9 protein-coding genes and 1 pseudogene are annotated in these 10,705 nt (G+C 58.6%); 6 read left to right on the top strand and 4 right to left on the bottom strand.

Annotated elements, in window-relative coordinates:
- Positions 1-387 precede the first annotated feature (387 nt).
- From gmd to NKI41_RS32165, 3 genes and pseudogenes are all read right to left on the bottom strand, one after another.
- The gene (gene gmd, locus NKI41_RS32155; RefSeq protein ID WP_352474458.1) at positions 388-1,458 is read right to left on the bottom strand and encodes a GDP-mannose 4,6-dehydratase; all 1,071 of its coding nucleotides are present in this window, start codon (positions 1,456-1,458) and stop codon (positions 388-390) included.
- Positions 1,459-1,599: 141 nt separating this feature from the next.
- Positions 1,600-1,901: pseudogene (locus tag NKI41_RS32160) on the bottom strand (nodulation factor ABC transporter ATP-binding protein NodI); the annotation flags it as partial.
- A 370-nt stretch (positions 1,902-2,271) separates the two neighbouring features.
- Complete coding sequence (locus NKI41_RS32165; protein WP_352467054.1) at positions 2,272-2,745, bottom strand: hypothetical protein; 474 nt, start codon at positions 2,743-2,745, stop codon at positions 2,272-2,274.
- Positions 2,746-2,789: 44 nt separating this feature from the next.
- Between NKI41_RS32165 and NKI41_RS32170 the strand changes: the two genes are divergently transcribed.
- The 6 genes from NKI41_RS32170 to NKI41_RS32195 all read left to right on the top strand — a co-directional run bounded on the left by NKI41_RS32170 (position 2,790) and on the right by NKI41_RS32195 (position 10,044).
- A complete protein-coding gene (locus tag NKI41_RS32170) occupies positions 2,790-3,152 on the top strand; it encodes a hypothetical protein (RefSeq protein WP_156937465.1) in 363 nt (120 codons plus the stop codon).
- 393 nt (positions 3,153-3,545) lie between these two features.
- The gene (locus tag NKI41_RS32175; protein WP_023680057.1) at positions 3,546-4,535 is read left to right on the top strand and encodes a nodulation protein NodZ; all 990 of its coding nucleotides are present in this window, start codon (positions 3,546-3,548) and stop codon (positions 4,533-4,535) included.
- 242 nt (positions 4,536-4,777) lie between these two features.
- The gene (locus NKI41_RS32180) at positions 4,778-6,193 is read left to right on the top strand and encodes a mannose-1-phosphate guanylyltransferase/mannose-6-phosphate isomerase (RefSeq protein ID WP_352516345.1); all 1,416 of its coding nucleotides are present in this window, start codon (positions 4,778-4,780) and stop codon (positions 6,191-6,193) included.
- A 666-nt stretch (positions 6,194-6,859) separates the two neighbouring features.
- Positions 6,860-7,033, top strand: a complete 174-nt coding sequence (locus NKI41_RS32185) for a hypothetical protein (RefSeq protein WP_352474479.1) — start codon at positions 6,860-6,862, stop codon at positions 7,031-7,033.
- Between the two features lie 347 nt (positions 7,034-7,380).
- Positions 7,381-7,839 (top strand): (2Fe-2S)-binding protein, encoded by a 459-nt coding sequence (locus NKI41_RS32190; protein ID WP_352467057.1) that lies wholly within the window; start codon positions 7,381-7,383, stop codon positions 7,837-7,839.
- Positions 7,840-7,842: 3 nt separating this feature from the next.
- Entirely contained in the window at positions 7,843-10,044 is a 2,202-nt protein-coding gene (locus NKI41_RS32195) for a xanthine dehydrogenase family protein molybdopterin-binding subunit (protein WP_023680054.1), read from the top strand.
- A gap of 378 nt (positions 10,045-10,422) precedes the next feature.
- Here NKI41_RS32195 and NKI41_RS32200 read toward each other — a convergent pair.
- On the bottom strand, positions 10,423-10,705 hold a 283-nt coding region (locus NKI41_RS32200), incomplete at its 5' end, for a hypothetical protein (protein WP_352686988.1).

The raw sequence follows: 10,705 nt of genomic DNA on the forward strand, positions 1-10,705 counted from the left end.
CGTGAACACAACGCCCGGCCCAGGGATGCCATGGATAAAGAAACTTGCGTTCCTCGGTCCCGTGGGCGTTCTCTCGTCGTGTTGTACAACGGCGCGCGTCCGCACTCGCACATCGGATGGCAGACACCCAACGAATGTGCATCGACCTTCAACCCGCGACGGTCGCTCGCGCTGCGCAACGTGAAACGCTCCGCGCCAGCACCCGTCGCGTCCACCGGCCATCAGGGCAAATCCACCCCCGGAAACGAACTCACGACTGGATAAAATTGGGGGAAACGTCAGGGCGGCCATAACTTTGCAGTCTTCAGACGCGAGGCGGCCTACAACAGCGCTGCCCACCATGCTTGTGGCCCGCGACCCACACGGCTTTTCCCTTCAGATCGTACATTATGCTTCCTTCATGATTACCGATGTCTGCATGACCTTGAGGTCTTCCCGCACCATTTCCGCGGCGAGCTCGCGCACGGATGTCTCATGCACCCAGCCGAGCTTCTCCTTCGCCTTGGTGGCATCGCCCAGGAGAAGATCGACTTCCGTGGGGCGGAAGTAGCGTGGGTCTACCTGGACTAGGCATCTGCCGGTCTCGACATCATAGCCCTTTTCGTCGACTCCCTCACCACGCCATTCGAGCGCGACGCCGACATCTTCGAAAACCCATTCGACGAATTGGCGGACAGGGGTCGTCTTGCCCGTCGCCAGCACGTAATCATCCGGTTGATCCTGCTGCATCATCATCCACATACCACGCACGTACTCACGCGCATGGCCCCAATCGCGTTGAGCATCCAGATTGCCGAGATAAAGCTTGTCCTGCTTGCCGAGGTAGATAGCAGCGGCGGCGCGGGTGATCTTGCGCGTCACAAAAGTTTCGCCGCGCAGTGGGCTTTCATGATTGAAGAGAATGCCGTTGGAAGCATGGATACCATAGGCCTCGCGATAGTTGACCACGATCCAGTAGGCGTAGAGCTTGGCGGCGGCGTAAGGGCTGCGCGGATAAAAGGGCGTTGTTTCGTTCTGCGGTACGGATTGCACGAGGCCGTAGAGCTCTGAAGTCGAGGCCTGATAGAAGCGGGTCTTGTCCTTCAGACCGAGGAGGCGGATCGCCTCAAGAAGTCGCAATGTTCCGATACCGTCGGCGTTTGCTGTGTATTCCGGCGTTTCGAACGACACCTGGACATGGCTCTGAGCGGCCAAGTTGTAAATCTCGTCTGGCTGGGATTCCTGAACTACTCGGATGAGATTAGTCGCATCAGTGAGGTCACCGTAATGCAAAATTAGGCGCGGATCGGGATCGTGCGGGTCTTGGTAGATGTCTTCGATGCGACCCGTGTTGAAGGAAGAGGAACGTCGCTTAATCCCATGAACGACGTAGCCTTTTTCCAGCAGAAGGCGGGTAAGATAGGCACCATCCTGTCCCGTTATGCCCGTAACCAGAGCAACTTTCCTGTTCTCGCCCATTTTCTTCCTGCTCTATTATAGTTGAAGTTTCGACTCCGGCTCGCCACACCGCCAGCAAACTGCGGCCCGCCCCATACCCTATGGAAGGATTTCGACAGATGCGGCGCGGAGCTCGTCATTGACAGTGTCAGCCAGCGAGCACACCTGCTCCTGCTTGGAGGCATAGCAAAACAGAGTCTCGCCGCTAACCTGCCTAAGTCGCACATGCGGCCTGAGTGCCGAACTCAGCTCACGGGGTGAGCGACATAGATTTCAATCACGTCGCACCCGATTTGCTCATCAATCAGCGAGTGAGGACGCACGTCCGTTCTCAAGCACGCAGGTCGGTTGCATAGCCGCTCCGCTTCTTCCACGAAGTGGGTGGCCAGTAGAATCGTCTTGCCCTGCGCCAACAGGGCACGTAGCCATTCCCAGATAAAATGGCGGGCATGTGGGTCCAAGCCGACAACTCCACCTTACCGCTCTCTTGCGCTAACCAAGTAATCTTAATCATTGCCTGCTTCAGCGTCTTCTAATGGAAATTGTTTTGATCAGTGAAATCGATTGTTTGGATGAGGTGCATCCATAAAATGGATTGTTTGACAGGGCAGCGCGGGCACATCGGCGGCACAAAGTCGTGGCGCGAGGTTTCGCTCCGCGCGAAGACAAAGTTCGTGGCAGTCGGGGGCTTTGGGCGAACCGCACATTTGAGACGGCGGCGAAAAGCCGGGTAGGGCATTACGTGTTGACCTCCAAGGAATTTCGGGCGCGCTAGCCCGAAAACGGTAGCTGGGCTTCAACGATGGGGGGACGAGGCGACCATCAAACTGTGTTTCATACTGTAGGCGATCGCAGTGCGGCGAATTTGAACGGCCGCCTTTGCCAGCCCTCGCCATCGCATCCGGCTACAGGTGCCGAAGATCTTCTCGATCCGAGTACAAATTCTGTGGATCGGTTGGTTCCAGGCGTCGAGCTTTCGGCCTCGTCGCGCCCCCACAGCGGTTGCGACGATGCGCGGCCTTCCACCCTTGGCGCGCACCGCGTCGCCGAGATGATTGCCTCGGTAGGCGCTGTCGGCAAACACTTCGCCGGGATTGTCGGGCAGAGCATCAGGAACGGCGTTGCCGTCCTCGGTGTGGGCGCCGTGACGGCGATCTCCTCGACAAGGGCCGTATCGGCGTAGGCACCGAAATGGGCTTTGAAGCAATGAAACGCTGGTCGGCGCTTGTACTTGACCCAATGGCCCTCTTCATCATCTTCGCTGGCCGAGGCGATGATCGCCGCATCGACAGGCGTGCCGATCTTCACCTGGATCGCTGAACTGGCGGGTGATCTCGGCGAACAACAGGGTCATGAACCTCAAGGGCCTGTCGAAAACGGACGAGAGCGGGTTCGCACAGGTGTCGGCTCCGACACCGAGAACCCGCAGAACCGTCGGAACGATCCTCCACATGGCTGCAGACGCCAAAATTCCTCTCTCGGCCGTCGTCGCACAGCATCGCGTGCCAGTCGCTCAGTCCGGCCGGATCGAAAGCTATCCGGTCGACACGAGTTGCGCCATGTTGGCGCACTTGAAAGCGTCAGAGGGCGCCGTGTCGCATCTTTCGATGGGACCGGACGCCATGATGGCCATAAATGACGTGGATGGCCTGCGCCTGACATTCGACGGCTGGCGGGTCCTGCACATCCGTCCTTCAGGAAACGCCCGCAAATGACATGTTACGTTGAGGCAGTTAAGAATTGGACTTGAAAAAGGGACTTTGTGGACTGCCTCGAACGGCTGTTTCGCTTAGCAAAGCGCGGCCTCGCGTCAGCAGAGGCCCATCGTCAAGGAACGCCTTAGTATCCAACACATGGATGGGCCACATCCACGCAATCAATTTTACAGATGTCGCCCGGCGCATTAGAGAACGCTGAATTTAACCGGAAGCGGGAGTACCCGGCGTCAAGATTTGCGAGCGTCACAGAGATAAGGATAGGCAGTGCAGAGGGAGCTCTTCTGCCCCACGCGCAGCCTCTACCAAATCGCCCGGCGTAACGGTCGACTAGTATCGATTAAGAGATCCCAAGCCAGATGCAACCTCGTCTCTGAAACGAAATTTCCGAAAATGCAGGTCAGTGGATTGGTAAAGCGCAGGTTCGTCGTCTCTCAGAGGCGTACGGGGTTCGGTGATTGTCTATGGTCGCTGGCGGCCGCTTGGCGCTACGCTCAGCGGTCGGGACGAACGCTAGCCGTCGACTGGCGCGGGTCCTGCTATCTCGACCAACCCTTCACAAATGCCTTTCCGGTGTTCTTCGAACCGATCAATGACATCGCTGGCGTACCGGCTATTTGCGACGACCGGATCAACGACTTTTCCTTCCCGGGTCCATTCTTCCCGGAGTGGTGGAATAGGCCAGCGATCGACTGCCTTTACCGCCCAGATGAGCAGATTTTCCAAGAGCGCGACGAGTTGGGCGAGCTCTTTCAGGCCGAACACGATGTCGAAGCGAACACAGTAGTGTGTGACGCTTGCTTGATGTGGCGCTGCGATGAGGATGCCGAGCGGCAGGTCTTCCAGAGTGTCAAGCCTCGGTCTGAAATTCAAACACGCATAAATGCCATTTACCAAGAATGTTTTGAGGGGCACAGCATCATCGGGGTTCATGTTCGACATGGTAACGGTGAAGACATCATGGACCATGCGCCCTACTGGGCCGATCCGGAGTTCGCCGTTCGACAAGTGTGCACTGCGGTTGATAAGGCTAAAGCGTTACCGCACCCCAAGCCTGTGCGGCTGTTCTTGTGCACGGACAGCGCGCAAATCCTGGATCACCTGTCGGCCAGGTTTCCCGATCTTCTCACCGTCCCCAAGCATTTCCGATCCGATCAAGACGGCCCCTTACACACTGCAGCACTTGGGATGGACGGCGCAATTTCCGCCCTCGTTGAGATGTATCTTCTCGGGCGCTGCGATACTGTAATTCGGTTTCCTCCGACGAGCGCCTTTACACGATATGCACGCCTTTTCGTACCACGCGTAATTGAGTTCGATCTGAAGGAGCCAAGTCGTTTGATTTTGATAGAAGACAGCCAAAGAATCTCTGGTCTCAGTTAAGACCCGTCACCTGCACAATTCGGCGGATGCAACCAACAGACATAGTTGAATGTCCATTTCTCATCGAGGCCATGGAAGCGTCGTACGATACCGATAGCGTCGTCATCTGAGGCCGTTCGGCAACGCGCCAGAACTTCGCTGTTACTCGGAGGCCGCAGACCAAGCCAGAGCGACGGCGATCGTGACGCTAACGCTCGAAAGGGCGCGGGCAATCACTCCAGAGACGAAATCGAGGTTGTTATATGAAAGTGGTTCCCGTCATCATCAGCGGCGGAGCCGGATCGCGGCTATGGCCCGCCTCAAGGCAATCGCACCCTAAACCTTTCCTCAAAGTGGCAGACGGGCATTCACTGATGCAGCACACTGTGTTGCGCGCCGGTTCGATAAAGGGCGTAGTGGAACTCGTCGCCGTGACATCTGGGGAACACCTCTTCCTTACCAAGGACGACTTCGACGAACTAGAGTCCGTGGTCCTGCCACGCACCTTTCTGCTCGAGCCTGAAGGCCGGGATACGGCCGCAGCCGTTGCGGCAGCCGCCATCCATGCCAAGGCGACGCAAGGCCCTGACGCGATTCTATGCGTCTTCCCAGCCGATCACATGGTTGGCAACCTGCCTGCATTTTTAGACGTCATGTGCCGGGCCATCGAACATGCGAAGCTCGGGCGGATCGCCACATTGGGCATCACCCCAACCAGACCGGACACGGCATTCGGCTATATCGAAGCGGATGGTGAGAAAGTCGTCCGTTTCGTTGAAAAACCGGATCTGGACACAGCCAAAGCCTATGTCGCGTCCAAGCGCTTCTTTTGGAACGCCGGCATTTTCTGCTTTAGCGCACAAACCATGCTCGACGAGATGGCATCGCATTGCCCCGCGGTGATCCAGGCCGTCTCCGACAGCTACGAGAACGGCCGCTTCAGTCAAGGCGAAGGCTTTGCCAAGATCGAACTCGCGCCTGAGCATTTCGTCTCCGCCCCGCGAATCTCGCTCGACTACGCTGTCATGGAGAAGACGAACAAACTTGCCGTGGTTGCCTGCGACATGGATTGGAACGACATCGGATCCTGGAACGCAATGGCCGATTTGATCGCCCCCGACGAAAGCGGGAACAGGATACGCGGCGATGTGCATATGGTCGACACGACCGGCAGCTATGTGAGCTCCGACAAGCGCGTCATCGGCACGGTCGGCGTCAGCGATCTGGTGATCGTCGATTCCCCGGACGCTTTGCTTGTCGCATCCCGCGACCGCGTTCAGGACGTCAAGAAGCTGTTCGAGGGCCTCAAGGCTTCAGGACATGAAGCTCACCTGGTCCATAGCACGGTACACCGGCCGTGGGGTACCTACACGGTTCTTGAGGAAGGCGAGCGCTTCAAGATCAAACGCATCGAGGTGAAGCCCGGTCGGCGGCTGAGCCTGCAGATGCACTATCATCGTTCGGAGCACTGGGTCGTGGTCAGCGGCTCCGCGAAAATCGTCAATGGCGAGCAGGAGTTGTTCCTGGCGACAAACGAATCAGCCTACATCCCCTGCGGCCATAAGCATCGGCTGGAGAACCCAGGCAGAATTGACCTGGTGATCATTGAAGTGCAGAGCGGCGATTATCTCGGCGAGGATGATATCGTTCGCTTCGACGACGTATATGGTCGAACGTAGATTTCACCCGCGTGACGAGAACGGTCAACGTGTCGCTGACTAATTACCACTAGGAAGCCCGTCTGCCCACTCAGGACCGGATGCTTGTGGAATCGGGAATTGACCAAGGCAGCGGCGAATGACCGCAATCGGCATCAGGGGTGGGACAAATCAACCGGAAAAGACCGGAGAGCATAGTAACGCAACACAGTCCCACTGTCGAATAGCCTTTGATATTTCTGACTTTCCAAGCACCCTCAGGGCCCACCAAAATCATATCAATGGCTTATGGCCGACTTCGCTCTGAAGTGGGCCAAATCGACCTCGCTATCCCCGCAGCACTCAGTTCGATTGTTTTCGCATGAAAACGAGCAAGGACAGGGGGAGGGCGATCTTGTGCTGGCTTCTATGTCCAATCTTGCTCCTGTTCGTCGTCAGGTTGTGTGCAGCCACATAGCGCGGCTATCGCGAGGCTGGAAGGCCTCCGATCGATAGGTGCGGCGAACGGCGGCAACGAGGTGCGAATAGGATGGCTGAGCGTATGATCGAGAATACCGCAGTTGCGGTCTAGCGCGCAATGCAGCGTCTGTGACTCATCGGTCATTGCAGCGGGAATCATGACCCTAAGCCGCCCTTCATCAACCCACCAGCGCCCAGAAGAAGGCGAAGATCCGTCACAATGCCTACCTGTACCAAGGCTTCAAGCAGTTCACCGCGAATGGGAAGACCGCCAGCCATTGCTTCTTCATTTTCGGCCATTCGCTCGCTACGAATGACGACCACATCCTTAACCGCATAGCGCGTGGCAAGTTTCTGGCACCTATGGTGAACCAGCATCCGCGGATAACCAGCGGATCATGAACCACGCGAACGAGCTAGCGGTGCAGCGCAACGAAAAATCGCCGCTTGATGTCGTCTTTTATGATGCTGCTACAGTTCATGTCTGGGGCTTAGGCTTAGAAGCGGAATGACTGCCAACCAGGTCATCGAGCCGGAAACTGACCGGCCGGTGGGCCCAAAAATGACATTCAGTTGCCTCCAGCCTTTCGACACGAGCCACTTCACGATCTCGCGATTGCCAGCTAGCGGCTTGTTGCTCGAGCTGCGCGATCCTAGTCTGTGGTCGCTATGCCTCAGCAAGAAGAGTCCGGTTCCTAGCCGGGCGGAGGCGCAACGAGATAGCCAGCTCAGGACAAGGAGAGCAAGCCATGGTCGCTTTTACCCTCAATGGCGAAGCGCGAACACTCGACGTCGATCCAGAGATGCCGCTGCTCTGGGCGATCCGTGACGGCATCGGACTCACAGGAACGAAATTCGGTTGCGGCCTTGCCCAGTGCGGCGCTTGCACGGTTCACGTTAACGGCATGCCGACGCGCTCGTGCCAGACCGCAGTCGGCGACATCGAAGGAGCCTCGATCACCACCATTGAGGGCGTGTCGGGCAAGATCGGCGAAACGGTCCAGGCCGTGTGGGCCGAGTTCGACGTACCTCAATGCGGCTATTGCCAGTCTGGCCAGATCATGTCGGCCGTGGCCCTCCTGACAGAGACGCCGAAGCCGACGGACGATGATATTGATTCGGCGATGAGCGGCAATCTCTGCCGCTGCGCCACCTATCATCGCATCCGCGCGGCCATCCACGAGACCGCCAACCGGCTGGAGACTTGAGGCATGTTGCAGTTTCTCCCGAAGCATAATGCCGTGGGGCCCACGCGGCGCCAGTTCCTCCTCGGCACGGCCGTCACCACCGCGGGCTTCGCCGTGGGCTACCGGCTAATGATGGCCGCGCCCGCCAACGCACAAACGACGCCTGCAGCGGTCCAGGCGAACCCCTTCCAGACCTATGTCGAGATCACACCGGAGAACCGAATCGTCATCCACTCGTCGCAGTTCGAGATGGGACAAGGCTCCTATTTCGGCATCGCCACCCTGGTTATGGAAGAGCTCGACGGCGCCTGGGCGCAGGTCCACGTGGTCGGCGGATATGGCAATACCGCGCTCTACGGCAATCTCGCCTGGGGCGGGGCCGCGCAGGGAACCGGTGGCTCCACGTCGATGAGCTCGTCGTGGGAGCGCTACCGCAAGGCGGGTGCTGCCGCACGGGCCATGCTGGTGGCGGCCGCGGCGCAGCGGTGGGACGTGCCAGCCGGCGAGATCACAGTCGCTTCCGGGGTCGTGTCGCACGCCTCAGGGATGCAGGCGCGCTTCGGTGACCTGGCTAAAGCCGCAGCGGGAATGCCGGTTCCCGACGACGTGCCGCTAAAGCCGCGCGACAAGTGGGCCCAGATCGGATCGGACAGCCTCAAGCGCTACGATTCCGCCGGCAAGACCAATGGCGCGCAGACCTACACGATCGACCTCAAGATAGATGGACTCAATACGGCCGTTATGATCCATCCGCCGAAGTTCGGCGCTGAGATCGAGAGCTTCGACGCCTCCAAGGCCAAGGCACTCGACGGCATTGTCGATGTCGTCCAGACGCCGCGCGGCATTGCCGTGGTCGGCAGGGACATGTGGACGGCGCTCAAGGGCCGCGATCTCGTGGAGGTGACCTGGAACGAAGAGAAGGCCGAAAGGCGCGGCACGGCCGAGATCATGGCCGAATACACTAAGGCAGCAGACGATCCGGGCGCGGCCACCGCGCGCGACGACGGTAACACTCCCGCAGCGTTGGCCAGTGCTGAGAAAGTCATCCAAGGGCACTACGAATTCCCCTATCTTGTCCATGCTTCGATCGAGCCACTCAACGCGGCCGCCAGAATCAACGAAGACGGCACCATCGACGTCTGGGGCGGACACCAGATGCCCGACCTTTATCAGGCGGCTGCCGCTCAAGTAGGCGGCACCACGCCGGACAAGGTGAGGCTGCACGTGATGAAGACCGGCGGCAGCTTCGGCCGCCGAGCGGTCTCGGACGCAGATCTCATTATCGAAGCTGTTTCCACAGCGCGTGCACTGGGACCCGGCAAGCCAGTGAAGGTGCAGTGGACCCGCGAGAACGACATGCGGGGTGGGCGGTACCGGCCGGCCTATGTGCACGCAGTCGAGGCGGGGCTCGACAAGGAAGGCAATGTCGTCGCTCTCCATGACCACATCGTGGGCCAATCGATCGCGGGCGGTTCGCCCTTTGCGGCGATGATCGAGAACGGCATCGATCCGACCTCCGTAGAGGGCGCCACCAACCTGCCCTATGCGATCCCGAACCTGAAGGTCGAGCTGACCACCACGGACGTGAACATCCCAGTGCTGTGGTGGCGTTCGGTAGGCTCCACCCACACCGCTTACGCAATGGAAACCCTGATCGATGAGCTCGCCGCCGCTGCGAACCGTGATCCGGTCGACTTCCGCTTGTCGATGCTCGGTCACCATCCACGGCATGCCGGCGTGCTGAAATTGGCTGCTGAGAAGGCAGGCTGGGACAAGCCTCTGCCGGAAGGCCGTTTCCGCGGCGTGGCCCTGCATGAAAGCCTCTCGACTTATGTCGCCGAGGTGGTGGAGATCACCTTCAACGATGGAAATGATTTCAAAGTCGACCGCGTCGTCTGCGCGGTAGATTGCGGCACCGCGATAAATCCTGACCAGATTCGCGCTCAGATGGAGGGCGGTATCGGCTTCGGGCTAGGCGCGATCCTCCAGGAGGAGCTGACCCTGACGGGCGGTGTCGTAGACCAAGAGAACTACGACACCTATATGCCGCTCAGGATCGAGCAGATGCCGCGCGTCGAGGTGCACATTGTGCCGTCCGACGAGCCGCCCACGGGCGTTGGCGAGCCGGGTGTGCCGCCGATCGGCCCGGCCGTCGCCAACGCGCTACGGGCGGCGACGGGCAAGACGATCCGCAAGCTGCCGATCATAAAGAACTTGTCAGCATAGCCGGGAATGACACCATGAAAACGGCCGCGATGAAGATCGCGGTCGTAGGTCGTTTTTGAACGCCTCCTGACATGCGATCACCTCGATTCGATCAATTTCCGGCGGCTGCCCGGTCCAATATACGGTTTAGAGACGGTAACCCGTGTTCTGAACGACCGCAGACGGTCGTTGGTGCTGGTAGCACTAAAGATCCGCTTTCGAGACGCAAATGCCGCACGCAAATGTCTCTAAAGGGTCACGCTAGAGATTTTGTACCACCTAGTTGCATGTCTGCTATCGCTTCTTGGCGCGAGAAGCGGCCGGTCCTCTGACGGCCGCATAACAGGACATTGATGTCTTCGCGCTGAGCGTCAGCAGTTGGCGCTACCGCGACCTTCCTCAGGAAGGCTGCACACCGACGCGATCTTCCTTTCGCCTTGCGCAAACCTCCCTTCCGAGTGAGGCGTTCAGTGCGTCGGCTTGATGGACTGAGGCACTTCTGAGTGGGACAACAACATCGAAAAACATTGGAAAAGATTTGAATACTCTGAAGTCCCACTGATCTCTAAGAAATTGATTTTTATCGCTTTCTGAACACCCTCCGGGCCCACCATTGGCTTTTGTGGCCGTTGATTTAATTGGATTTTTTGGCCATTTTTGTCCCACCTCTTTCAACCCCCTC

This window comes from Mesorhizobium sp. M0601, from assembly GCF_040320845.1.
Taxonomy (GTDB): Bacteria; Pseudomonadota; Alphaproteobacteria; order Rhizobiales; family Rhizobiaceae; genus Mesorhizobium.

What these genes read in the sequence shown, in the direction of transcription:
- gmd (WP_352474458.1), bottom strand. Translation starts at nt 1,458, where the DNA reads ATGGGCGAGAACAGGAAAGTTGCTCTGGTTACGGGCATAACGGGACAG.
- NKI41_RS32170 (WP_156937465.1), top strand. Translation starts at nt 2,790, where the DNA reads ATGAACCTCAAGGGCCTGTCGAAAACGGACGAGAGCGGGTTCGCACAG.
- NKI41_RS32175 (WP_023680057.1), top strand. Translation starts at nt 3,546, where the DNA reads ATGCAGGTCAGTGGATTGGTAAAGCGCAGGTTCGTCGTCTCTCAGAGG.
- NKI41_RS32180 (WP_352516345.1), top strand. Translation starts at nt 4,778, where the DNA reads ATGAAAGTGGTTCCCGTCATCATCAGCGGCGGAGCCGGATCGCGGCTA.
- NKI41_RS32190 (WP_352467057.1), top strand. Translation starts at nt 7,381, where the DNA reads ATGGTCGCTTTTACCCTCAATGGCGAAGCGCGAACACTCGACGTCGAT.
- NKI41_RS32195 (WP_023680054.1), top strand. Translation starts at nt 7,843, where the DNA reads ATGTTGCAGTTTCTCCCGAAGCATAATGCCGTGGGGCCCACGCGGCGC.